Annotated in this window: 17 protein-coding genes and 1 pseudogene; 9 read left to right on the top strand and 9 right to left on the bottom strand. The window is 75.4% G+C overall.

Features of this window, described 5'->3' with window-relative positions; translation table 11 throughout:
- Positions 1-26: 26 nt before the first annotated feature.
- On the bottom strand, positions 27-695 hold the full coding sequence (locus BLU95_RS09500; RefSeq protein WP_093859621.1) for a lysophospholipid acyltransferase family protein: 669 nt from the start codon (positions 693-695) through the stop codon (positions 27-29).
- A 215-nt stretch (positions 696-910) separates the two neighbouring features.
- Between BLU95_RS09500 and BLU95_RS09495 the strand changes: the two genes are divergently transcribed.
- Positions 911-1,123, top strand: coding sequence for an EF-hand domain-containing protein (locus BLU95_RS09495; RefSeq protein ID WP_030391986.1), 213 nt, complete (start codon positions 911-913; stop codon positions 1,121-1,123).
- Between the two features lie 198 nt (positions 1,124-1,321).
- Here BLU95_RS09495 and BLU95_RS09490 read toward each other — a convergent pair whose 3' ends face one another.
- The gene (locus tag BLU95_RS09490) at positions 1,322-3,613 is read right to left on the bottom strand and encodes a bifunctional glycosyltransferase/CDP-glycerol:glycerophosphate glycerophosphotransferase (RefSeq protein ID WP_197698738.1); all 2,292 of its coding nucleotides are present in this window, start codon (positions 3,611-3,613) and stop codon (positions 1,322-1,324) included.
- 730 nt (positions 3,614-4,343) lie between these two features.
- Here BLU95_RS09490 and BLU95_RS09485 point away from each other — a divergent pair.
- Positions 4,344-4,613, top strand: coding sequence for a hypothetical protein (locus tag BLU95_RS09485; protein ID WP_093859619.1), 270 nt, complete (start codon positions 4,344-4,346; stop codon positions 4,611-4,613).
- Between the two features lie 312 nt (positions 4,614-4,925).
- Entirely contained in the window at positions 4,926-5,393 is a 468-nt protein-coding gene (locus BLU95_RS09480) for a YjbQ family protein (protein ID WP_093859618.1), read from the top strand.
- Between the two features lie 104 nt (positions 5,394-5,497).
- Here BLU95_RS09480 and BLU95_RS45515 read toward each other — a convergent pair whose 3' ends face one another.
- Together BLU95_RS45515 and BLU95_RS45510 are read right to left on the bottom strand one after the other, a co-directional pair.
- On the bottom strand, positions 5,498-5,878 hold the full coding sequence (locus tag BLU95_RS45515; RefSeq protein WP_502689861.1) for a DUF1990 domain-containing protein: 381 nt from the start codon (positions 5,876-5,878) through the stop codon (positions 5,498-5,500).
- A 112-nt stretch (positions 5,879-5,990) separates the two neighbouring features.
- Positions 5,991-6,248 (bottom strand): annotated as a pseudogene (locus tag BLU95_RS45510) (DUF1990 family protein); the annotation flags it as partial.
- 85 nt (positions 6,249-6,333) lie between these two features.
- Here BLU95_RS45510 and BLU95_RS09470 point away from each other — a divergent pair.
- Positions 6,334-6,582, top strand: a complete 249-nt coding sequence (locus tag BLU95_RS09470; protein WP_093859616.1) for a hypothetical protein — start codon at positions 6,334-6,336, stop codon at positions 6,580-6,582.
- Positions 6,583-6,613: 31 nt separating this feature from the next.
- Here the strand turns inward: BLU95_RS09470 and BLU95_RS09465 are convergent, their stop codons facing one another.
- The gene (locus tag BLU95_RS09465) at positions 6,614-9,739 is read right to left on the bottom strand and encodes an AAA family ATPase (protein ID WP_093859615.1); all 3,126 of its coding nucleotides are present in this window, start codon (positions 9,737-9,739) and stop codon (positions 6,614-6,616) included.
- Positions 9,736-10,905, bottom strand: a complete 1,170-nt coding sequence (locus BLU95_RS09460) for an exonuclease SbcCD subunit D (RefSeq protein WP_093859614.1) — start codon at positions 10,903-10,905, stop codon at positions 9,736-9,738. Before BLU95_RS09460 ends, BLU95_RS09465 begins: the two co-directional genes overlap by 4 nt.
- 285 nt (positions 10,906-11,190) lie before the next feature.
- Here BLU95_RS09460 and BLU95_RS09455 point away from each other — a divergent pair, with 285 nt between their 5' ends.
- The 3 genes from BLU95_RS09455 to BLU95_RS09445 all read left to right on the top strand — a co-directional run bounded on the left by BLU95_RS09455 (position 11,191) and on the right by BLU95_RS09445 (position 14,502).
- On the top strand, positions 11,191-12,450 hold the full coding sequence (locus BLU95_RS09455; protein WP_093859613.1) for a DUF8829 domain-containing protein: 1,260 nt from the start codon (positions 11,191-11,193) through the stop codon (positions 12,448-12,450).
- A gap of 216 nt (positions 12,451-12,666) precedes the next feature.
- Positions 12,667-13,308: a hypothetical protein gene (locus BLU95_RS09450; RefSeq protein ID WP_197698737.1), complete on the top strand. Its 642-nt coding sequence runs from the start codon at positions 12,667-12,669 to the stop codon at positions 13,306-13,308.
- 393 nt (positions 13,309-13,701) lie between these two features.
- Entirely contained in the window at positions 13,702-14,502 is an 801-nt protein-coding gene (locus tag BLU95_RS09445; protein WP_231978492.1) for an SGNH/GDSL hydrolase family protein, read from the top strand.
- 186 nt (positions 14,503-14,688) lie between these two features.
- On the opposite strand, the gene BLU95_RS09440 is transcribed toward BLU95_RS09445, so the two are convergent.
- The 3 genes from BLU95_RS09440 to BLU95_RS09430 all read right to left on the bottom strand — a co-directional run bounded on the left by BLU95_RS09440 (position 14,689) and on the right by BLU95_RS09430 (position 19,252).
- Entirely contained in the window at positions 14,689-15,606 is a 918-nt protein-coding gene (locus BLU95_RS09440) for a nitroreductase/quinone reductase family protein (protein WP_093859611.1), read from the bottom strand.
- A 336-nt stretch (positions 15,607-15,942) separates the two neighbouring features.
- On the bottom strand, positions 15,943-17,133 hold the full coding sequence (locus tag BLU95_RS09435) for a polysaccharide deacetylase family protein (protein ID WP_159424833.1): 1,191 nt from the start codon (positions 17,131-17,133) through the stop codon (positions 15,943-15,945).
- Positions 17,134-17,404: 271 nt separating this feature from the next.
- The gene (locus BLU95_RS09430) at positions 17,405-19,252 is read right to left on the bottom strand and encodes an AMP-dependent synthetase/ligase (RefSeq protein ID WP_093859609.1); all 1,848 of its coding nucleotides are present in this window, start codon (positions 19,250-19,252) and stop codon (positions 17,405-17,407) included.
- A gap of 532 nt (positions 19,253-19,784) precedes the next feature.
- Here BLU95_RS09430 and BLU95_RS09425 point away from each other — a divergent pair.
- Both BLU95_RS09425 and BLU95_RS09420 read left to right on the top strand, forming a co-directional pair.
- A complete protein-coding gene (locus BLU95_RS09425) occupies positions 19,785-22,931 on the top strand; it encodes a sensor histidine kinase (protein ID WP_093859608.1) in 3,147 nt (1,048 codons plus the stop codon).
- Positions 22,928-23,347, top strand: coding sequence for a roadblock/LC7 domain-containing protein (locus BLU95_RS09420; RefSeq protein ID WP_030392000.1), 420 nt, complete (start codon positions 22,928-22,930; stop codon positions 23,345-23,347). Before BLU95_RS09425 ends, BLU95_RS09420 begins: the two co-directional genes overlap by 4 nt.
- Positions 23,348-23,350: the final 3 nt, after the last annotated feature.

The following is a 23,350-nucleotide window of genomic DNA, read 5'->3' as shown; positions in this document are numbered from 1 at the left end:
CGGGCCGGGGCCCGGCGGCCCCGGTCTCAGGCCGCCTTGGGGACCTCGTTGTACGCCCCCACGAACTCCTGGCCGGAGAGCTGCTGGATCGCCGCCATCACCTCGTCGGTGACCTGGCGGCGGGCCTTGAGCGAACGCGCCTGGCCGTGCAGCTCGTCGAAGTGCAGCGGCTCCCCGAAACGGACCGTCACCTTCTTCAGGCGCGGCAGCCGCTTGCCGACCGGGAGGATTCCCTCCGGCCCCTCCAGTGCCACCGGCACCACCGGGACGCCGGCGGTGAGGGCCAGCCAGGCTACGCCGGTCTTGCCGCGGTAGAGCCGGCCGTCCAGCGAGCGGGTGCCCTCGGGGTAGATGCCGAACGCCTTGCCGTCCTCCAGGATCTCCAGTGCCCGCTCCAGCGAGGCCTGGGCCGACCGGTAGGTGCCGCGCTCGACCGGCACCGCGCCGATGCCCTGGAAGAAGCCGCGGGAGAGCGCGCCCTTGAGGCCGCTGCCGGTGAAGTACTCGGCCTTGGCCAGGAAGTGGACCCGGCGCGGCGCGGTGAGCGGGATGACCACGCTGTCGATGAAGGAGAGGTGGTTGCTGGCGAGGATGACGCCGCCCTTGCGGGGCACGTTCTCGATCCCCTCGATGGTGGGCCGCCAGATCCCCCGGGCGAGCGGTTTCAGCACCAGCCTGGTGACGAGATCGAGCATGGTCCCTCCCTGGACGCGCATGCCCGAGAGGTGCCCGGGCCCGGTGTACGACGAGCGGCGTTCGCTTCCCCGGCCGGGCCGGGATCAGACCCGCAGACTACGACACCCACCCCCGAGCCCGTCCACTCCCGCTCGCAGTGGCGCTCACCACGGGCGGGTAGGGTACCGCCGTCGGAAATGCACATCAGCAGTTGATTCGGTCCCAGGAGGCCCCCATGGCAGACGTCGACGACATTCGCGCCGCGTTCGACAAGTTCGACCGGAACGGCAACGGCCGGATCACCGCCGCCGAGTACGCCCTCGTCGCGCGCGAGCTCGGCGACCTCACCACCTCGGTCGCCGTGGCCGAGGCCATCATCAAGCAGATGGACACCAACCACGACGGCGAGCTGACCTTCGACGAGTTCCTGGCCGCGCGCCAGGGCTGACGAAGCCGGGGCCGACCGGCCCGGACGGGGTCCCGGATCGTCTCCGGGGCCCCGTCCTCGCGTTGTCGGCGCCTGTCCTGTCGGCGCCGCGGGTCGGGCCGCCGTGCTGTCGTGCTGTCGTGTCGGCGTCGCGTCGCGCGTCGTGCCGTGGGCGGTGTCGCCCGTCGGGCCGGCGCCGCCCGTCGGGCCGCCGTGCGCTCAGCCGGCGGTCGGGAACACCCGGCGGACCACGCGCTCCGCCGCCCCGCCGTCGTCCCAGGGGCAGAACCGCTTGCGGAAGTCGGCCCGCGCCGCCGGCTCCGGGTCACCGGCCAGCAGCGCCGCCGCCAACCCCTCGGGATCCGTCGTCAGCGCGCCCGGCGGCTGCTCGAACAGGTCGAAGTAGACGCCCCGGTCGCGCTTGTACTCCTCCCAGTCCGGCGCGAAGACCACGATCGGCCGGTCCAGCACGGCGTAGTCGAACATCATCGACGAGTAGTCCGTGACCAGGACGTCGGCCGCCAGGTAGAGGTCCTCCACCGTCGGGTGCGCCGACACGTCCAGGATCTCCGCCGCCTCCTCGTCCGCCGTCAGATCGCCCGGGCCGCCGGTGTGGAAGTAGTGGGTGCGGACCAGCAGCGTGAAGTCCGGTCCCAGCCGCCGGGCCAGCTCCCGCACGTCCAGCAGCGGAACGTAGCCGCCGCGCGCCTCCCGGTGGGTGGGCGCGTACAGCACCGCGGTGCGCCCCGGCGCCAGCCCGAACCGTTCGCGCATCGCCGCCGTCGCGGCCGGCGTCGCGTCGGCCAGCCGGTCGTTGCGCGGGTACCCGGTGTCCAGCATCTCGTAGCGGCCCGGGAAGGCACGGGCGAAGTGCTCGCTGGTGTGCGGGTTGGAGGAGACCAGGAAGTCCCAGCGGTCGATCGCCTCCTGGAGCCGGTCGAAGTCCATCCCGTCGGCGGCCACCGGGTGGTCCCTGAGATCCATGCCCATCGCCTTCAGCGGCGTGCCGTGCTGGGTCTGGACGTGCACCGTGCCGGGCCGCTTCGCCATGGTCCGGGGGAAGTTGACGTTGTTCACGAAGTACTTGGCGGTGGCCATCGCCCTCAGGTACGCCGGGGTGTTGACGATCACGTACGGCACACCGTCCGGGAGCGTCGCCGCCCGGGCGCGGTTCTCCACCACCCAGACCCCGTGGATCCCCGGTGCGAGCTCCTTCGCCTTCTCGTAGATCGCGGCCGGGCTGCACGCGTAACCCCGGTGCCAGTACGCGGCGTAGACCGCCAGGTTCGGGTTCAACGGCATCCGGCGGAACGTGTTGTACGCGGTGAACCGGGCGCTGCTGCGCACCCCCTTCTTCAGGGCCGGCGCCACCGCCCGGGCCCCGCGCTTGAGTTCGCGCGGCAGTCGACCGGTACGGCGCAGTTCCGCGTACGCACGCCGGGAGCCCCGGGCCGCGAGCCGGTACTGCACGCCGCGCACGCCCCCGGGGAAGCGGTAGCCCGCCGGACGGTGCCGGGTGAAGTGCTCGGCGATCCGCCGGAAGAACTCCGGCCGCAGCCCGACCGGGACCAGCCCCGGGGTGTCGTAGACGGTGAGCGCCTGCTGCACGGTCCGCTCGAAGACCAGGGTCCGCAGCGTCCCGGGGACCGGCCGGCCGGGCCGGTCGTGGCCGTCGGAGGCGCCGGAGCGGTCGGAGGCGCCGGAGCGGTCGGAGTCGTCGGGGGCGTCGGCGCTGTCGTGACCGTGGGGCCGGTCCAGGAAGGCGAAGATCGCGTCGTACTGGGCGAAGGCGTCGGCGTGCTTGGCGGAGGCGGTGCTGGTGATCGCCCCGGCCCGGCCGCGCCGGTAGAAGTAGCAGGGGCGGTCGAGGTAGCGCAGCCGCTCGGCGGCGAGCAGCGCGGGATAGGTGACGGAGATGTCCTCGTAGAAGCCGCGGCCGAAGGAGACGCCGAGCCCGAGCAGGAAGTCCCGGCGGAACACCTTGTTCCAGACCGACATCACCGTCCGGAACACGGCCGGGTGCTCGGCCAGAGTGGCCCCCTCGACGAGCGGGGACCCGGTGAGCACGTGCCGCCACGGGTTGGGCTCGGTCCCGCCGTCGGGGTAGACGTGGACGAAGTCGGTCAGCAGGACGTCCGCGGGCGCCTCGCCGCGCCGTTCCCGTTCCAGCTCGCCGGTGAGCTCGTCGAGGAGGGCGCTCACCGTGCCCTCGGGCACCCAGTCGTCGCTGTCGACGAACCAGACGTACGCGCCGCGCACCTCGGGGAGGGCGGCGGTGCGGGCGCCGCCGAGGCCCTGGTTCTCGGCGAGGTGCAGGACGCGCAGGCGCGGATCACGGGCCGCGTGATCGTCCAGGATCGCGCCGCTGCGGTCGGGGGAGCGGTCGTCGACCGCGATCACCTCGAAGCGGGACTCGGCGGACGGGGTGTCCGCCAGGAGGGAGTCGAGGCAGCGGGGCAGGAAGCGCTCCACCCCGTGGACGGGGAGCACGATGCTGAGGAGGACTGGCACGCTGGCCGAGTCTACCGAGCGTGGCCGCGGCGGGCGGAGCACGGGTGCGGGGGCCGCTGCGGGGCCTCGGGGCGCGGGCCGGTGCGGGGGCCCCGACGGGTGTGACCCGCGCGGCCGGAGCCGCCGGTGCCGGACCCCGGACGGGGTGGCACCGGCAGCCTGGTGGCGGCCCGGCCGACCCTCTACGGCCGGCCGCCGGTCCGAGCACCGCCCGAACCTGGCCACCGCAGCGTCGAGGCGGCCTGGCAGTAGGCACGGGGGAGCCGGAATCTTCATCAGTCGAACACGGGGGGCAGTGGTGTTCGCGCCCGCGTGGTCGATAGAGATATTGCTTGGACCCGACTCGGACGTCAATCCCCCGGCTGTGTTCACTTCCTAAACGGATAGTCGTACCTCGTCACCGGTGGTCACAGGCCGTCCCGGGGGTGACCGCGGGAGGGCGGCACGGTGGCCGCCGGGTGGCCACGGCGAGTGAAGCGCGGTGACCCCGTGCGCCGGGCGTACATCGTCACGGCGGGCGCCGGGTGTGCGACCCGGAGAACCCGGTGACGTCCCGCCGGTCGTGCACCATCATTGATGCTCAGTCGTGATCGGCCGGGTGGGCCCTGGTGCAGTGTCAGTTGACGCAGCACGGTACGGTTGCAGAACACCAGGACGGTTGCGCGAAGGCCGTCTGTCACGGATAGTCTTCGCCTCACGGCCCTGGCGCCTCGTAGGGGTGGGAAAACTGATGGAACACATGCAAGTGCGGACCCGGCCTCGGGTGCCCGCGATCCAGTGCGGCGTCGGCGCGACCGGCCGCCGGATCGAGCGACACCTGGCTGTGCTCGGCGCGCCCGCACTCCCGGCGGTGGACACCGCCGAGGCGCTCGGGTTGATAAGGGAACTGACGCCGCGCGGCGTCGGGGCCCCGACCGCGCCGCCTCGCCGCCACGCGCGGGTCAAGCTGCTGGCGCCGCTGCGCCGGCTGCGGCGGGGGCTCTTCGGCAGCCGCGGCTGAGCCGACCGGCCCGGTCGCGTCCTGGTCCGGTCGTATCCGGTCCGGCTCCTGCGCACACAGCCCTTCGGCACGACCCGACGGATCCTGACGACCGTCGGGTCTTCGGCGTTTCCGCTCCCGGGACCGTACCGATACGGGCAGATCCAGCACCGGCCCGGCTGATCGTTCGCGATCCCGATCGTCAACGGTCCGTACCGGTCACCAGATGTCATCTTTGGTCTGAACCTCTCAGCCTATGACGGCCGGCCCCTCCGGCGCCGGGAGTCGGCGAGGCTTGCGGGTCCACCCCCGGCCGTGGGTCAGGATGGCGCCATGGCGGACCACACCCACTCCCGAACCTCGTCCCACTCCACTCCCACCTCCAGTTCCTTCCGGACCGAGACCTTCGACATCACCACCGGAATCCATGAGGTCGCGCTCGACATCACCGACCGCTGTGTCCGGTTCCTCGACGAACACGCCGTCGGGCGGGACGGCCTGCTCAACGTCTTCGTCCCGCACGCCACGGCCGGGATCGCCGTCCTGGAGACCGGCTCCGGCAGCGACGAGGACTTCCTCGCCACCCTGCGCGACCTCCTGCCGGCCGACGACCGGTGGCGTCACCGGCACGGCAGCCCCGGCCACGGCCGCGACCACGTCGTCCCCGCACTGGTGGCCCCGCACGCCACCCTGCCGGTGGTCGACGGACAGCTCGCGCTGGGCATCTGGCAGTCGGTGGTGCTGGTCGACACCAACGGCGACAACCCGCACCGCACGCTCCGGCTCTCCTTCCTGGGCTGAGCCCGAGGCCCGGCCCCGGCCCCCGGATCGACCCCGGCCCTCGGATCGGGCCCGGATCGACCCCGGACCCGCCGGGGCCGATCCGCCACCCGTTCGCTGATCGCCTACGACCGCTCACCGACTTCGGAACCACTCGGCGACTCCCGCAGCGGCGCCCCGGAGCCGGAGCCGGAGCCGGGGTCGGGGTCGGAGCCGGGGTCCGCGGCAGCCGCGAGCACGGACGCGAGGTACCGCTCGATCGCCAAGTACTGGCAGAGCACCGCGACCGGGCGGCCGAGCCGCGCGTACCAGGCGGCGAGCCGGGCGAAGGCGACGACCTCGAACCACACCTCGCCCGCCGCGTCCATCGACACCAGGAACGCTTCCTCGCCGCACTCCGGGTGCCCCGGCAGCGTCCCGTAGGCGAAGCCGATCCGGTCCGGCTCGTCCACCGTCCACACCACCCGGCAGGGGATCACCAGGCGGGGCCAGCGACTGCCGGGCAGGCCGAGCCGCAGCAGGACGGTCGCCCCCGGGCTCGGCGGGCGCGTACGGGAACACGGCGAACCCGGTGCCCAGCTGACAGCCCCAGCCGAGGACGAAGCGGCCGGCCCGGGCCAGGACCTCGGGGCCGTGCCCGAGATGGACCCGCCGCCGAAGGTGCGTGTAGCCCTCCGGCAGCCGGGCGTCCGCGGTGGCGCCCACCTCGCGGTAGTTGGGCGCGGTGGCCCGGGCGGCGCGCAGCCTCCGCGCCAGGGCGGACCCGGCCGGCCCGACGGACCCGGCGGCCGCGCTCCGGGCGGAGGGGGCCGGCGGGAGCGGCGACGGGACGGAGGGAACGGAGCTGGACACCTCGTGACCGGGAGAGTCGGGCATACGGCCCACCGTAGCGACGGCTCCGGGAGCGGCCTCGCCCGGGACCGCCTTGCGCCCTGCCCGGTCCGGGGAGTAGAGAGGCGACATGAGCGAAACAGCCAGCAGCGACACGGCCGTCCCCGGCAGTCACGACACCCCGGCGGCGGGGCAGGTCTGCGAGCTCGCCCCGAGCGGCGCGGAGGCGGCACTGCTGCCCGACCCCGGATCGACCGGCCCGCGCGCGGACTGCGTCCTGTGCGGCGAGCCGACCGAGCTGCCCGCCGACCACCCGGGCAGCACCCTGTGCCCCGTCTGCACCTGGCAGCAGGCCCAGCGGATCGCCTGCTCCGGCTGAGCGGGCCGCCCGGCCCGGAGGCTCGCCCCGGTCAGGCGTCCTCGCGTCCCGCCGCGGCCAGGGTGGAGCCGTGCCGGCCCTTGCGCACCAGGAGCTGGGCCGGGATCCGGCTGCGCAGATCGGCGACGTGGCTGACGATGCCGACCGCGCGGTCCCGCTCGCGCAACCCGTCCAGGACGTCCATCACCTCCTCGAGGGTGTGCTCGTCGAGACTGCCGAATCCTTCGTCGATGAACAGGGTGTCCAGCGGCATGCCCCCGGCCTCGTCGGTGACCACGTCCGCCAGACCGAGTGCCAGGGAGAGCGAGGCGAAGAAGCTCTCGCCGCCGGAGAGCGTCGAGGTGTCGCGCTCGGTGCCCGTCCAGGCGTCCACCACCCGCAGCGCCAGCCCCGAGCGCTTGTTGCCGCCGCCCCGGTCGTCGCTGTGGACGAGCGTGTACCGGCCGCCGGACATCCGGACCAGCCGGTCGCTCGCCGCGGCCGCCACCTGCTCCAGCCGTGCCGCCAGGACGTACGACTCCAGGCGCATCCGGAGCCGGTTGTCGGTCGAGGTGCCGGCCGCGAGCGCTGCCAGCCGGCTGATCCGTGCGTACCTGGCCAGCTCGGGGGCCAGCGAGCGGGCCAGCTCGGACAGCTGCCGCCCGATGGCCGCCAGGGCCTCGCACCGCAGGCGGGCCGCGTCCCGCGCCGCGTGCGCGGCCCGCAACCGGTCGGTGGCGGCGCCGAGGGCGCTCCGGGCGCCCGGCAGGTCGGCCGGCGGCAGGGCGGCGGCCGCGACCAGCTCCGGTTCGGCGAGCCGTCGCTCCACCGCGGCGAGCTCGGCCCGGTGCCGGTCGATCCGCAACTCCAGCCCGTCCCGTTCGGCCCGCGGCAGCAGGACGGCGACGGCGTCCTGGGCGCTCGCGAACCCGGCCGCCACCGCGGCGTCGGCCAGCTCGTCGTCCGCCTGCTTGAGCTGGTGCGCGGCCTCGGTGGCGGCCCGGGCGGCACCGGCCAGCGCGGCCACCGCCGAGGCGAGGCGGTCGAGCGCGGCCGCCCTGGCGGCCACCGACGGGGCGTCGCCGCGGGCCGCCGCCACCCGGGCGGTCAGCTTCTCCTGCTCGGCGTGCAGGGCGCGGGCCTGGGCGGCGAGTTCGGCGGTCCGCTCCCGGGCCTCGGAGAGCGCCGTGCGACGGACGGTCTGCTCCTCGGTGAGCCGCTCGATCGCCCGTCCGACCGCGCCGAGCCGCTCCGCGACCCGGACCGCCTCCCGGTGTTCCGTGCCCAGCGCGCCGAGCATCCCGGCCAGGGTGTCGGCGGGCTCCTCACCGGCCGCTCCGGCGGCCGCCGCCCGGCGCACCCGGAGCCCGGCGAGCTCCTGCTCGGCCGCGTCGGCGGCCCGCTCGGCGGCCGTCTGGGCGTGCCGGGCCCGCTCCTCGTCCTCGGCCCGGACCGGCTCGCCGACCGGGCGGGCCGGCGCCGGGTGCTCCGCCGAGCCGCAGACCCGGCACGGGTCGCCGGGGTTCAGCCCCGAGGCCAGCTCGGCGGCCATCCCGGCGAGCCGGCGCTCACGGAGGTCCAGGCCGTACTGGCGGGCGTCGAGCGCCTCGGCGCGCAGGGCGAGGGCGCGCGGGCCGATCCGGCCGATCTCGCCGTCCAGCGCGTCCCGGGCCCGGGCGGCGGACAGCCGGGTGTCCAGCTCCGCGCGCCGGGCGTCCAGCCGCTCGACCAGCGCGGCGGCCTCCCGGGCGGCGGACTGCTCCTGCTGCAGGGCGGCGGACCGGCCGTCGAACCCGGCCAGCCACTCGCCCGCCTCCTCGGCGAGGTCCTCGGCGCGCCGCAGCTTCGCCGTCAGCTCCGCCCGGGCGCCGGCCAGCGCGGCGCACTGCCGCTCGTCCGCCCCGGCCGCCTCCAGCCGGACGATCTCCTCGCGCAGCCGCCGCTCGGCCGCGGCCAGCTCCTCGGCCTCGGCGTGCGCCAGCGCCCGGCCGCCGCCCGCCGGTCCGTCGCCGCCGTCATCCAGGTGTTCGGGGCCCGCCCCGCCGGCCCGGCCGGTCGCGACCTCGGCGAGGACCGCCCGGTGCCGGTGCTCCTCCTCCCGGGCCTTCCGGTAGGCGGCCGCCGCGCGCTCGCGCAGGTGCAGCACGGACTCGACGCCGACCGCCGCCTGCGCCGCCGCCAGCCGCCGCCGGTCCGCCGCACGGGCGGGCCCGTCCTCGGCGAGCCGGGCCGCCTCCCGCACCGCCTGCCGGTGCCGCTCCTGCCGGTCGGCCCGCTGCTCGGCGGCCTCCCGGGCCCGCTGCGCCGCCCGGTGCGCCTCCTCCGCGCCGGCCAGTGCGGCCCCGGCGACGGCCAGCTGCTCGGCCGCGCCGCCGCGCAGCACCGCCGCCCAGCCCAGCACCCCGGTGGTGAGTTCGGCGTCCGCTGTCGCGCTCGGCGCCGCCCCGTCCTCGGCCGCCACCGGGCCCCCGGCGGGCTCGGCGCCCGGCCCGGCCGCCTGCTCGGCCTTGCTGGCCAAGTCCCGCAGCCGGCGGCGCCCGGTCTGGACGGCGACCTCGTGGGCCCGGCGCTGCTCCGCGAGCCAGGCCTCGACGGACTGGAACCGCTCGGTGTCGAACAGCCGGCGCAGCAGCTTGCCGCGCTCCTCCGAGTCGGCCCGCAGGAAGCGTGCGAAGTCGCCCTGCGGCAGCAGCACCACCTGGCAGAACTGGTCGCGGCTCATCCCGATCAGCCGGTGGATCTCCTCGCCGGCCTCCTGGTGCGACTTGCTGAGCGCCCGCCAGCCGGGCCCGTCCGCGCCGGCGCCCGCGCCGTCCGCCGACCACTCGCGCACCAGGGTCTGGGCCCGCTCGACGGTCATGCCCGTGCCGACCTTCTTCGGCCGGGGCTGCTCGGGGATCCGGACGATCTCCAGCCGGCGGCCGCCGAGCGTCAGCTCCAGCCGGACCTCGGTCAGCCGGCCGGGTTCGGCGTGGTCGCTGCGCAGCCGGTTCGCCCGGCGGGTGCCCGGCACCTCGCCGTAGAGGGCGTAGCAGACCGCGTCCAGCACGCTGCTCTTGCCCGCACCGGTGGCACCGCGCAGCAGGAACAGACCGCCGGCGGCCAGCGCGTCGAAGTCGACCGTCTCGGCGCCGGCGAAGGGGCCGAAAGCGGTCACGGTCAGCCGGTGGAGTCTCATCGGGGCAGCTCCGCCTTCCGGTCGGTGGTCTCCCGGACGCGCTCGAAGCCCTCGCGCAGCCAGCCCAGCTCGTCCGGGTCGGGGTCGGCGCCGGGGCGGACGTGCCGCAGGAAGCCCTCGGCGATCTCCAGGTCCGTCCGTCCGCTGACCCGGGCCGCGTAGGAGGGGGAGGCGCCGGCGGTGCTCTCCTCCGGGTCGAACAGCAGCTGGAGGGTGTGCGGGAAGCGACGGCGCAGCCGCTCCATCGGCTCGGCGGGGCGGCTCGGGTCGGTGAGGGTGACCTGGACCCAGGACTGCTCGTCGGCGGTGTGGCGCTCGTCGGTGAGCAGCTCGTCGAGCCGGCCGCGCAGCCGGGCCAGCCGGCGGGGGACGGGGCAGGGCACCCGTTCGGCGGTGACCGCGCCGTCCGCCGCGAGGTCGACCAGCCACATGCTCTTGCGCTGCTCGTGCTCGGAGAAGGAGTAGGCGAGGGGCGAGCCGCTGTAGCGCAGGTGCGGGGCGAGGGTCTGGCAGCCGTGCAGATGGCCGAGCGCGGCGTAGTGCACGCCGTCGAAGACCGAGGCGGGTACGGCCGCGACCCCGCCCACCGCGATGTCGCGCTCGCTGTCGCTGGGCTCGCCGCCGGTGACGAAGGCGTGCGCCAGGACGACCGCGCGGGTGCCGGCCGGGCGGGCCGCGAGGTCGGCCCTGACCTGGTCCATCGCGGCGCCGAGCACGGCGGCGTGCCCGCCGCGGGCCAGTCCGAAGCGCTCCCGGACCAGGGTGGGCTCCAGATAGGGCAGCCCGTAGACGGCGACCGGCCCGTGCGCGTCGGCCAGCACCACGGGCTCGGCGCACTCGCCCGGGTCCGTCCGCAGATGGACGCCGGCCCGGCCGATCAGGCCCGCGCCGACGCCGAGGCGGCGGGCCGAGTCGTGGTTGCCGCTGATGAACACCGTCGGCACGCCGAGGTCGGCCAGCCGGTGCAGCACGTCGTCGAACAGCGCCACCGCCTCCAGGCCCGGCAGCGCGCGGTCGTACACGTCGCCGGCGACCAGCACGGCGTCGACGCGCTCGTCCCGGACCACCGCCACGAGGTGGTCCAGGAAGGCGCGCTGGGCGTCGTGCAGGCTCTCCCGGTGGAACGAGCGCCCGAGATGCCAGTCGGAGGTATGCAGCAGTCGCATGGTTCCCGACCATAACGGGCGCCACCGACAACCCGGTGCGGAACGGGTCCCGCCCGCCGTCCCCGGGCCGGTTCCGGGGCCGGTCCGGGGTCGCTTCCGGGGCGGTCCGAGGACTCTCCGCGGGACTGTCCGAGGTCGGTCCGAAGACCGCCCGGAGACCGTCTGCGGGGCCTCGGGGGCATCACTGCGGGTCGATTGTCAGTGACGCTGTGTACGTTCGCGGCACCGGGAGCCGAGGGGCTCGTGGGGCCGGTGCGGGAGTGCCGACGACGGAGGGAGACGACCGTGCGCGAGCGGATGCGGAGCGGGTTCCAGGGCCCGGACCAGTGGCGGGAGCGGGAGCAGAAGCCGGAGAGGGTGCGGGAGGAGGAGCGGGAGCGGCCCCGGAGGCGGCACCGGCACCGGGACCGGGAGCGGCGTGCGGGGGCGGGTGGCTGCCGGGCGCGGTGGCGCACGCCCGTGGTGCGGCTGTGGGGTCCCGGCCCGGAGCGGCGCCGGCCCGGACCGGCGGGGCCGGGCGGGAGGGTCCCCGACGGGCGGCCGCCGGGCGGCGGGGCGGGCGTGTCCCGGACGGGCGGTGCGGGCGGGCCGGCCGGGCCCGGCGGGCGCGACCGGCGCCGGGTGCTCCCGCGCGGCGCGCCGCCGCCGCAGCCGGTGGCGCTCGCGCTGGCCGTCGCCGCCGACGACTTCGCGGACCTGGCGCGGTGCGGGCTGTTCGGCGGGCTGACCTTCCGCTCCTACCTGCGCCGGGTCGCGGTCCAGCTGCGCGCTCTGCGCGGGCAGGGCCTGGAGGTCCACCTCCGGGTGCTCGACCCGGTGGACTACGGGGAGTACTGCGAGGCGCTGGGCTTCGCGCCCGGGGACGCGGCGGCCCGGGTCGCGTACGCGGCCGATCCGGAGCTCGCCGGGGAGCCGTTCCTCTACACGGGGCAGCGGCTGGCGGTGCTGCTGCCGGAGCTGGCCGACGACCACCGGGCGCGGGTCCGGATCTCCGTCGCGATGGCGGCCCTGCTGACGGCGGCGGGCGAGGGGCCGCCGGGGGAGCGGCGGCTGGTGGCGGTGATGCGGCACGTCGTCGAGGTCCAGCTGGCGGTGGGTGCGGGGGCCGGTGACGGGATCCACCTGCTGACCCTGCGCTGCCACGGTCCCGAGGACGGCGAGGAGCTGACCTCGGCGACCGAGGTCCGGGTCGACGGCGGTCGGCCGACGCCCGGCGGGCGGGACGCCGAGGCGTTCTGCGTGACCCTGGCGGCGGGCCTCGCCGTGGGCGGCACCGGCGCGATGGTGCTGCACGGGGATCCGGCGGCCCCCGGCGGGCAGACGGTGCGGGGGTGGGCCCTGTGCGGCGGGAGGCTGCGGCCGATGACCGTCCGCGAGGTGCTGGACGAGCTCGCCGACGACGTCGGCCGGGGCCTGCCCTTCCCGCCGGCCGTCGTCCCGTTGCCGGGCTTCCCGCTGCCGGCGCCGCCGCCGGGCCCGCCGTCGGGTGGGGGCGGACCGCCCGGGGAGCGGCCGACCGGGGGCGGGGGTGAGCCCCTGGCCTGATCGCGGCTGACCAGGGCGTTCGGCCCCGGCTGTCCACCATGCGGCGCTGGGGACTGTTCATCGACCGCCTGTTCGGGGAAGATTTCGGGGAAGATCAACAGTGGGAACGGCCGGTACCCCACGCCGCCGCGCCCGCCGCTCCGCCCCGAACCGCGTACCGCGAACCGTCCCCGCGCACCGTCGGTCCGGCGAGCCCGACACCGAAAGGGGGGACGCATGAGCCGGATCGAGTACAGCGCGGAGATCGCCGAGCTGCTCGGCCGGGTGCGCCGGCGTCCCAGTGCGGGCTGGCCGTGGCGGCCGGGGGAGCAGGTGCCCGGTGGGCTTCCGGTGAAGCAGTCCTGGGGGTGGCTGTTCGCCCCCGACGGTCGGGTGCTGACCCTGGTCAACCCCAAGGACGGCGTGGTCTCGCTGCCCGGGGGCTCGCTGGAGCCGGAGGACGGCGGCGACCCCGGCTCGGCGCTGGCCCGGGAGGCGGCCGAGGAGGCGCAGGCACTGATCGGCACGCCGTACTACCTCGGTTACCTCTACGACCGGGTCGGCTCGGCCAACGGCGGCCACGAGTGCGCCCGGGTCCGGATGGCCGCCGCGCTGCGGGCCGTCGGTCCGAGCGCGCCGGACCCGGCCTCGGGGCGGCACTACCGGCGGCTGCTGGTCGCGCCGGGCCTCGCGGTCGAGCTGCTCGGCTGGGGTGTGCCCGGTCTGCGACAGGCCCGGGCTGCGGTGGCGACCGCCGTCCGGCGGCTGGGCGTGCCCTCGGCCGCCAACGAGACGATCGAGGAACTGCCGGCGGCGGGCTGCGAGCTGTTCCCCGGCGCGGCGCCGGGTGCCGCGCCGGGGGAACCGCCGACCGCCTGAGCGCCCGTCCGCCTGAGCGCCCGTCCGTCCGAGCGCCGTCCTGCCACCTCGCCGTCCGGCCTGCCGCGTCGTCCTTCGGTCGGTCGGTCGGTCGGCCGGCCTGCCGTCCGCCCGACCGGGCGAGGGGCCCGGGCGAGGGGCCCGGGCGAGGGGCTCGGGCGCCGGGCCGCGCGCCCGAGCGCGTCGCCGCCGGAGGTCGCACGTCCGGCCGAACTCCGTCCCTCGATCGGGCGATGTCCCGAGACCGGTGCACGAGGGCACTTACCGTGCCAGAAGGGGCAGTTCACCGCACTGTTGTCAGACCGACCGTCAATTGCCTTGGCATGACAACTTCCAGAGTTAGCTACCGCCTGGTATCAAATTGTGTGACGCACGTCACTCCCAGGAGGTGTCATGCTACGCCCTGCCCGTGCCATGTCCGTCGCCGTCACTGCGGCGCTCCTCTCCCTGACCACCCTCGTCACAGCCGGTTCGGCCCACGCCGCCGGGGTCAACTACGTCGCGCTCGGCGACTCCTACGCCTCCGGCCTCGGGGCCGGCAGCTACACGAGCGAGAGCGGCAGCTGCAAGCGCAGCACCAACGCGTACGCGTACCTGTGGAAGAACGCGCACGCGCCGTCCTCCTTCTCGTTCCTCGCCTGTTCCGGCGCCAGAACCGGAGACGTGCTCAACAACCAGCTCTCCACCCTGAACTCGGCCACCACGCTGGTCAGCATCAGCGTCGGCGGCAACGACGCGGGCTTCGCCAGCACCATGCAGACCTGCGTCCTGGACTCGGAGAGCGCCTGTCTCAACGCGGTCGCCACCGCGAAGAACTACGCCACCGGCACGCTGCCCGGCAAGCTCGACCAGGTCTACTCGGCGATCCACGCCAAGGCCCCGAACGCCCGGGTGGTCGTGCTCGGCTACCCGCACCTCTACAAGGTCGGCGGCAGCTGCATCTTCGGTATCGGCGACACCAAGCGGGCCGCCATCAACGGTGCCGCCGACGTGCTGGACGACGTCATCGCCAAGCGCGCCGCCAACGCCGGTTTCGCCTTCGGCGACGTCCGGTCGATCTTCCGCGAGCACGAGATCTGCGGCTCCAGCACCACCTGGCTGAACAGCACCACCCTGCCGGTGGAGGAGAGCTACCACCCGAAGGCCTCCGGCCACTCCGGCGGCTTCCTGCCGGTGTTCACCGCGCAGGCCTGACCGCACCCCGCGACCGCACCCAGCGACCGCACCCCCCGACCAAACCCAGCGACCCTCGGCCCTGACCCCGGCCCTGACCCCGGCCCTGACCTCGGCGCCGAGGTCAGGGCCGGCGCCGGATCCGACCGCACGACCCGGCGGGCCCGCCGGTCCCCCCATGCGGGACGGACCGGCGAGCCCGTCCCGTCACCGGTTCGGCGGGGGGAACGGGATGCCGGCCAGGGCGGGCAGCAGTTCCCGTTCCTCGTGGGCGAGATGGGCCTCCAGTGCGTCCGTCGTCCGCGCCAGTGCGGCCCGGAACGACTCCGGATCGGCGGAGCCGAGGTCGGAGACCAGTGCGACCAGCTCCTCCTTCAGCCGCGCCACCGCGCGGTGCTGCTCGGCCAGCCGTTCCAGCACGCCCCGCAGCTCCGGGTGGCTGCGGGCCAGTGCGGGGAAGACGCCCCGGTCCTCGCCGGTGTGGTGGACGGTCAGGCCCTGGCAGAACGCCAGGCAGTGCTGTCGGAGCTGCAGTCCGAGCGGCGGAGCCTGCCCGGCGCCTCCGGCGAGGTGTGCCTCGGTCTCGGTCCGCAGTTGCCGGAGTCGGGCGCGCAGCCAGTCGTGCACCTCCAGCAGCTTGTCCGCGAGGCTCGCCGCCTCGCGCGTCCGGGCCCCGGGCTCAGCCCCGGCACCGGGGTGTTCCAGGACGACCACCGGCAGCAGCCGGGCGGTGTGCCGCTGGTAGTCCCCGTACCCGGGGGCCGACCGGACGACGGCCTCGAACAGCCGGTCGCGCCGCTCCCCCTCGGCGGGGACGGCGGTCGCGTCGAAGACCTCCGTGCCGAGTTCCACCCGGACCAGCAGGTGGGTGAGCAGATTGCGGTACCACTGCGGGTGCTCGGGCGCCCCGGCCGCCGAGGCGACGACCAGCAGCAGGCCGTCCGCCCGCACGAATCCGAGCGGGACGGTGTGTTCCCGCCCGGACTGTGCGCCGACGGTGGTCAGCAGCAACAGGTCGCCGCCCTCGAAGGGTCCGCCGACCCTTCCGCCCCGGGCGCGGAACTCATCGATGACGGTCTGGTTGAACGACGAAGAGGACGAAGGGATGGACGAAGAAGAAGACATGGGCATGCGTCTGAAGGGATCTCTCTCCGGAGCTCGCTCCGGAACGGGGGAACGGGGAAGCGGCGGCCACCGCTGCGGGAAAGGACCCGGCCGCGGCCGCGGAGAGGCTCAGGAAAGGGGAGCGGAGAACGTTCTCATCACGCGTCGTCCCTCGGTGTCGGGTGCCGGCCCGGCTGCCGGCCGGCCCACATCTCTTTGGCCGGCGCCACGCTGCACGCGACTCATCCCAGCATCCGCGCGGTTCCGCTGTCAACGCGTCATCGGGTCGGGGAAACGGCGCACCGCCGGCCCCGGTGCGGGGTCGGCGGTGCGCGGTGCGGGCGGCTGTCGGCGGTGTCAGCGCAGGTAGGACGCCAGGCCGGCGGGCTTGAGGCCGGCCACCTCGGCGGCGGCCAGGGCACGCCGGAGGTCGTCGGCGAGGGTGTCGGTCCAGTGCATCAGGACGACGTCGCCGGGGGAGAGGGTGCCCTCGTGCCAGATGTTGGAGGCGCCCCAGCTGAAGTCCGCGTCGGCCGTGAGTATGGTGCGCATGCCGCAGTTGGCGGCGGCCTGGAGGGTGTCGGCGTTCCAGGCGAAGTACGGCGGCCGGAACACGGTCGGCGCGGTGCCGAAGAGGCGGGTCAGCGAGTCCCGGGCGTCGCAGATCTCCACCTGCTGCGCGGCGGGCGAGAGGGTGGTGAGGTCGGTGTGGGAGACGCTGTGGTCCTGGATCGAGGAGCCGGGCGCGGCGGTCACCCGCCGGAAGTAGTCGGGGTTGTTGGCGGCGGCCATCGGCAGCGGGAAGGCGGTGATCGGCAGCTTGTTGGCGGCGATGACCTGCTCCGCCTCCGGGGTGGTCTGCCAGCCGTCGTCGACGGTGAAGAAGACCACCTTGTCGCTGGTCGGCACCGAGGCGGCGGCGGTCGCCGGGGCGGGTGCGGGGCCGTCGACCCGGACGTCGTCGACCGCGAACGGGCCCTGTTGGTACCAGCCGTGGACGGAGAGCCGGACGGTGGTGGCGCCGGGGGCGGCGGTGAAGCGGGTGGTCAGCTTCTGCCAGCCGCCGTTGGTGGACTCGGTCCAGGCGGGCGCGGTCGGGCGGTCGGTTCCGCCGGTGGCGCCCAGGAAGACGAACTTCCCGCGGACCCAGGCGGAAGCGGTGTAGGTGGTGCCGGGCTGGACCGAGACGGTCTGCACGCACTCGCCGGTGGACTCGTCGCCGGCCGGGGCGACGGCCAGGGCGGAGGTGCCCGAGTGCGGGGCGGCGGCGGTGAGGGCGGCCTCGGCGGGCCCGCCGGAACAGCGCCAGCCGGGCACGCTGCCCCAGTCGGCGAGCGAGGAGGCGGGGATCTCGAACCCGGGGTTGGTCGCCAGGTTGACGGTGGGCGCGGCGGCGGTGGGCGCGGCCGCGGTGGCCTCGGCGGCGTGTGCGGGCACGGCGGCCAGGCCAGCCACCAGCAGCGCGGCCGACGCGGTCAGCGCGGGCAGGCGGGTGGACAGCCGGGCGGGCGGGTGCCCGGACCCGAGCGCGGAAGGACGCGGGGACATGCGCGGGGACATGCGCGTGGACATGAGCGCCGAAAGGCGCGTGGACATGCGCGAGGAGATGGACACGTGGGGACTCCAGCGTGGGGGACGCGTCCGTGGGGCGGACGCGCGGACAACGGGATGTGGGGGTGCTCCCGGAGGGGGCGGGAGCGTCGGCGTGCCGCACTCGGACCGGAGCAAAACAATGGACTGGACCACCGCGATCGTCAAGGGACCGGTCGTACTCGACGGACTCCCAATTCGCTTGCGTAAAACGGGACAAGACGAGACGTCAGGGGGCGTACAGTTCCTCGATGTCCGCCGCGTAGTACTCGACGATCGCCGCCCGCCGCAGCTTCAGCGAGGGCGTCATGAGACCCTGCTCGATCCCGAACTCCCGGGGCAGCAGCCGGAAGGCGCGGATCGACTCGGCCCGCGACACGGCGGTGTTGGCCGCCGCCACCGCCCGTTGGACCTCCGTGTGCAGATCCTCGTCGGCGAGCACGGTCCACGGGTCCGACTGTCCGCGCCCGCGCCGCTTCAGCCAGTGCGCCAGCGCCGCCGGGTCGAGGGTGATCAGCGCGGCCACGTACGGCCGGTCGTCGCCCACCACCAGGCACTGCGAGACCAGTGGGTGGGACTCCACCCGGACCTCCAGCGCGGCGGGTGCGAGGTTCTTGCCGCTGCTGGTGACGATGATGTCCTTCTTGCGGCCGGTGATGGTCAGGTAGCCGTCCTCGTCCAGGCTGCCGAGATCGCCGGTGCCGAACCAGCCCTCGAAGAGCGATTCGGCGGTGCAGCGCGGATGGTTCAGGTAGCCGCCGAAGACGCCGGGGCCGCGTACCCACACCTCGCCGTCGTCGGCGATCGCCACCGTCGCGCCGGGAACCGGTCGTCCGACCGAGCCGATCTTCGACCGTCCGGGCGGGTTGCCGGTGACCGCGGCCGAGGTCTCGGTGAGCCCGTAGCCCTCGAACAGCTGGAAGCCGATCCCGGCGAAGAAGAGCCCGAGTTCGCGGTCGAGGGTGGAGCCGCCGCACATCAGCGCCCGCACCCGGCCGCCGAACACGGAACGCAGCCGCTGGTAGACCGTGCGTTCGTAGGCCAGGTGGCGCAGCCGCAGCGCGGTGCCGGGGCCGGGGCCGCGTCCGAAGGCGCGCTGTTCCCGGGCGGCCGCCCAGTCGACGGCCACCTGCCGGGCCTGTTCGAGGAGTTCGCCGCGGCCGGCCTCCTCGGCGGCGCGCCGGGTCTGCTGGAAGACCTTGTCCAGGACGTAGGGGACGACGAGCAGGAAGGTCGGGCGGAGGGCGGCGAGTGCGGGCAGCAGCGCGTCCGTGGAGACCTCGGAGACATGTCCGATCCGGAAGCCGCCGCGGATCGAGGCGATCTGCACCATCCGTCCGTAGACGTGTGCCAGCGGCAGGAACAGGACGGTGCACGGCGGGTGCCCGCCGGTGTCGCGGAGTGCCTCGCCCCAGCCGTCGAGCAGCGCGTCGGCCGCGGCGGCCAGTGCGCCGTGGGTGATCAGGCAGCCCTTGGGGCGCCCGGTGGTGCCGGAGGTGTAGACGACGGTGGCGACGGTGTCGGTGGTGACGCCGAGGCGCTGCCGGTGGACCAGCGAGTCGGGCACCCCGTGCCCGTCCTCGACGATCGCCTCGACGCAGTCCCGGTCCAGCTGCCAGATGCCGGTCAGGTCGGGTAACGCGTCGCAGACCGCGCCGACGGTCATCGCGTGGTCCTCGTCCTCGACCAGGCAGGCCACCGCCTGGGTCTCGGCGAGGATCCAGCGGACCTGCTCGGGCGCGGCCGTGGGGTAGACGGGGACGGAGATCGCGCCGATCGACCAGAGCGCGTAGTCGAACAGGGTCCACTCGTAGCGGGTGCGGGACATCAGCGCGACCCGGTCGCCGTAGCGCACGCCCCGGGTGAGCAGGCCCTTGGCGAGGGCGAGCACCTCGTCGCGGAAGTCCGCGGCGGTGATGTCCTGCCAGGCGCCCCCGGTGGTGCCGCGCCGGTAGCGGTCGGCGCGCCGGGACAGCTGGACCAGGGCGGGGGAGCGCTCGGCGGTGTCGTAGAGCGAGTCGGCCAGCCCTCCGGCGACCGGCGGTCCGGCCGGGGCGGGGGTGGTGAACTCGCGCACGATCCCCCCGATCAGTCCTGCAGGTGCAGCGAAACTATCGGATCCCTCGCCGACTGCCCAGGGTTGTGACTGCGGCGCGACGAGATCGGCACCGGTGTGTGCGGAAAGTGTCGTGGAGCCGTCGAGGGCTTCGGACGGCTGTGCGGGAGCGGTGATCACCGCGGTGATCGGGACGGTGATCGCGACGGCGGTCCGGGCCTGATCCGGACCCGATCCGGACCCGATCCGGCCCGGCTCGACGAGAGGGTGGGTTCGACCCTCGAACGAGTGGTCAGGCCGTAGTAGAGTCTCGCAGACCTGCGGCCGGGGCCCTCGGTCGCGGCCGAGCGCTGCCCCCGGCCGACGCTTGGTCCGTACCAACCCTGTCCGTGTCAACCCGTCCGTGTCAAACCGTCGGTGCCGACCCGCCTCCGGGTCGAGCCGCTTCCGCGTCGCCCGCCCCACGCTCCCGCTCCCAGGCCGCCCCGCCCCCTCACGCCTCCCGCATTCCCCGCACCCCGTCCGCGCCTGGCACTTCCCGACCGAGGACTCCATGCGTCTGCGCAGCAGCTCGATCCGCGCGAAGATCATCGCGCTGCTCCTGGTGCCCATCGTCGCCCTCACCGCCCTCTGGGCGTACGCGACGCTCGCCACCACCGGCGACGTCTGGAGCCGGCTCGACGTCAGCGCGACCTACAAGGAGTTCGGCGCCCCGGTCGACGTGTACGCGCACGACCTGCAGAACGAGCGCCGGGCCGCCGTCCGCAGGCTCGCCGATCCGGCCTCCCGCGCCGCCCGCGACGCCTTCGAGCAGGCCCGCGCCGCCACCGACCACGACCTCGCCGTGCTGCAGCAGAAGAAGGACGCCGAGGGCGGCCGGCTCGACGAGGCCCAGCGCGGCCGCTACCTGCAGATCCTCGCCGCCGCCGACCAGCTCAGCCCGCTGCGCGCCCAGATCGGCCGTGCCGCGCTGAACTGGGAGTTCGCCCTCGGCCAGTACACCGACCTGATCAAGCCCGTCTTCGGCTTCCGCTCCGCCTTCGTGGCCCGCCAGAGCGGCCAACTGCCGAGGCAGGGCACGATCATGATCGAGCTGATGCGCGCCCGGGAGTACCTCGCCCAGGAGGACGCGGCGATGGAGGGGCTGCGCACCGCGCCCGGCCGGCCGACCTCCGAGCAGTACCAGGTCGCGCTCGACGCCCTGCACAACCAGCAGGCGCTGTTCACCGTCTACATCGCCGAGCTGGACCCGGTCGACCAGGCGGACTACATCGCCCTGCGCGGCGGCGAGGCCTGGGCCGCGCTCGCCCGCGCGGAGGCGGACTTCGTCGGCGCCGGCGGACCCGAGCGGGTGGTGCAGGCGATCAACGGCGACGCCTGGCGGGAGACCGCCGACCGCGCCCTGGGCGACCTGGCGGCGATCAACGCCCGGCTGAGCGGCACCATCGACGACCGCGACCACTCCTACGCGATCGGACTGCTCTGGCGCGGCGGCATCGCCGGCCTGATCGGCCTGGTCGCGGTGGTGCTCTCGGTCCTCATCTCCTTCCGGATCGGCCGGGGCCTGGTCCGCGAGCTGATCGGCCTGCGCAACGCCGCCAACGAACTGGCCGGCACCCGGCTGCCCTCGGTCATGCTGCGGCTGCGCAAGGGCGAGTCGGTGGACGTCGCCACCGAGGCCCCCGAGCTGGAGTTCGGCCAGGCCGAGATCGGCCAGGTCGGCCGTGCGATCAACGCCGTGCAGCGGGCCGCCGTCGAGGCCGCCGTCGAGCAGGCCGAACTGCGGCGCGGCGTCTCGGCGGTCTTCGTCAACCTGGCCCGACGCAGCCAGGTCCTGCTGCACCGCCAGCTGACGCTGCTCGACACCATGGAACGGCGCGCCGAGGACCCGGCGGAGCTGGAGGACCTCTTCAAGGTCGACCACCTCACCACCCGTATGCGCCGGCACGCGGAGGGCCTGATCATCCTGGCCGGCGGCTCGCCCGGCCGGGCCTGGCGCAAGCCGGTGCGGATGGTGGACGTGGTCCGCGCGGCGGTCGGCGAGGTCGAGGACTACGCCCGGGTGATCGTCCGGCCGTTCCCCGGCACCGGTCTGCTCGGCAGCGCGGTCGCGGACGTCACCCACCTGATCGCCGAACTGGTGGAGAACGCCGCGGTGTTCTCCCCGCCCAGCACCCAGGTCACCGTGCAGGGCGAGGTGGTGGCGCACGGCTTCGCGCTGGAGATCGACGACCGCGGGCTCGGTCTGAGCGAGCAGGCGCTCGCCGAGATCAACGAACGCCTCGCGGTGGAGCAGGAGTTCGACCTCGCCGACACCGACCGGCTGGGCCTGTTCGTGGTCAGCCGGCTGGCGCGCCGGCACGGTATCCGGGTGCACCTGCGGCCCTCCCCGTACGGGGGGACGACGGCGGTGGTGCTGATCCCGCGCGAGCTGCTGGCGGAGGCGCCGGACGGGCTGCCGGAGCCGCCCGCGGGCACCGGCACGGCTACGGGGGCCGGACAGGGGCCGGGCACCGCCCCCGGACCGGTCGGCGGCCGGCGGGCAGCGGTGGGGCGGCGCGGACAGCGCGACCTGGTCGCGGTGCCCGCCCTGGCCGAGGACGGCCCCGACGACGACCCGCCCACCGCCCGGGGCGCGAACGGCGCGACCGGCGACAGCGGTGCGGGCGGTGCGCTGAAGGGCGTGAACGGAGCGGGCGGCCGGCACCGGATCGTCGGCGGGCCGCGCCCCTCGGCGCCCGAACCGGCCCGTACCCCCGGGGGTCTGCCGCGCCGCTCGCGCGGCGGCGGGCCCGTGCTGGTCACGGCCGCCGCCGGCGACGCGACCGGACCGGGCACCGGCCGCCACCGGCGCGCGGACGACCCGGCGGCCACGGCGGACGACGTCGAATCCCTCGCACCCGGGCCGGCCGAGGTCCGGCCCGGCACCGTGACCGGGCCCGCCGACGCGGCCGGGGCCGTGCTCACCGAGGTCGTGGCCACCGGGGCCGTGCCCACCGGGGCCGTCACCGACCGGCCGGTCGCGGCGCCCGCGACGGCGGGTGCGGCCACCGCCGACTCCGCGCCCACGCGGACCGCCACCGCGGCCACGCCGGGCGGGCTGCCGCGACGGGTGCGGCAGGCGAGCCTCGCCCCGCAGCTGCGCGAGCGCGCGGCGGAGGCCGCCGCCGGACGGGCCGACGGCCCGGGTGGTTCCGGTGCCCGGGGGAGCGAGGCCGAACCGGTGCGCGAGCGCTCGCCCGAGGAGGCGCGGGCCGCCTTCGCCTCCTTCCAGCGCGGCTTCACCCGGGGCCGCGGCACCCCCGCCGCCCGGCCGGCGGCCGCCCCGTCGCCCGCCCCGGCCCCGACGCCCGCCCCGACACCGGCGCCGTCCGGAACGCCCTTCCCGGTGCCGTCGACGCGCCGCGCGCTGGCCCCGGCACCCGCCCCGGCGGCGTTGCCCGGCCCGTCCGCGGGTGAGCCGGCGCCGCTGGCCCGACGGGCGCCGGTGCCGCCGCCGACCAGGTTCGTCCGGCCGCCGCGCCAGGCGACGGAACCCGATGCACCCGCCGGTCCGTTGTCCGACGGGCCGCCCGAAGGCACCGCACCATCCGCACGACCCGTACGGCCCGTACGGCCCGCACCGCACGTACGACCGGTGGGGCCGGCACGACCCGCACCATCCGCACGACCCGCTCCAGCAGAAGGAACTGATTCATGACCACTTCGACGCAGTCGTCCGGAGACCTCAACTGGCTCCTGGACGACCTGGTGGGCCGAGTGGCCGCGCTGCGCCACGCGGTGATCCTCTCCGGCGACGGACTGGCCACCGGTGCCTCCCGCGACCTCGCCCGGGAGGACGCCGAGCACCTGGCGGCCGTCGCGGCAGGCTTCCACAGCCTGGCCAAGGGGGCCGGCGGGCACTTCAAGGTCGGCGGAGTGCGCCAGACCATGGTCGAGCTGGACGAGGCCTTCCTGTTCATCACCGCGGCCGGCGACGGCAGCTGCCTGGCGGTGCTGAGCGAGGCCGAGGCCGACATCGGCCAGATCGCCTACGAGATGGCTCTGCTGGTCAAGCGGGTCGGCGAGCACCTGGCCGCCGAACCGCGCGCCGACGTGGCCCCGCCCGGGAGATGAGCG

The sequence above is a fragment of the Streptomyces sp. TLI_053 genome, assembly GCF_900105395.1.
Taxonomy (GTDB): domain Bacteria; phylum Actinomycetota; class Actinomycetes; order Streptomycetales; family Streptomycetaceae; genus Kitasatospora.
This window is presented reverse-complemented; position numbering and strand designations above follow the sequence as displayed.

Coding starts and splice junctions, on each gene's coding strand:
- BLU95_RS09420 (WP_030392000.1), top strand. CDS start 22,928: ATGACCACTTCGACGCAGTCGTCCGGAGACCTCAACTGGCTCCTGGAC.
- BLU95_RS09450 (WP_197698737.1), top strand. CDS start 12,667: ATGAGCCGGATCGAGTACAGCGCGGAGATCGCCGAGCTGCTCGGCCGG.
- BLU95_RS09480 (WP_093859618.1), top strand. CDS start 4,926: ATGGCGGACCACACCCACTCCCGAACCTCGTCCCACTCCACTCCCACC.
- BLU95_RS09495 (WP_030391986.1), top strand. CDS start 911: ATGGCAGACGTCGACGACATTCGCGCCGCGTTCGACAAGTTCGACCGG.
- BLU95_RS09470 (WP_093859616.1), top strand. CDS start 6,334: ATGAGCGAAACAGCCAGCAGCGACACGGCCGTCCCCGGCAGTCACGAC.
- BLU95_RS09425 (WP_093859608.1), top strand. CDS start 19,785: ATGCGTCTGCGCAGCAGCTCGATCCGCGCGAAGATCATCGCGCTGCTC.
- BLU95_RS09465 (WP_093859615.1), bottom strand. CDS start 9,739: ATGAGACTCCACCGGCTGACCGTGACCGCTTTCGGCCCCTTCGCCGGC.
- BLU95_RS09435 (WP_159424833.1), bottom strand. CDS start 17,133: ATGTCCCCGCGTCCTTCCGCGCTCGGGTCCGGGCACCCGCCCGCCCGG.
- BLU95_RS09445 (WP_231978492.1), top strand. CDS start 13,702: ATGCTACGCCCTGCCCGTGCCATGTCCGTCGCCGTCACTGCGGCGCTC.
- BLU95_RS09440 (WP_093859611.1), bottom strand. CDS start 15,606: ATGTCTTCTTCTTCGTCCATCCCTTCGTCCTCTTCGTCGTTCAACCAG.
- BLU95_RS09485 (WP_093859619.1), top strand. CDS start 4,344: ATGGAACACATGCAAGTGCGGACCCGGCCTCGGGTGCCCGCGATCCAG.
- BLU95_RS09500 (WP_093859621.1), bottom strand. CDS start 695: ATGCTCGATCTCGTCACCAGGCTGGTGCTGAAACCGCTCGCCCGGGGG.
- BLU95_RS09460 (WP_093859614.1), bottom strand. CDS start 10,905: ATGCGACTGCTGCATACCTCCGACTGGCATCTCGGGCGCTCGTTCCAC.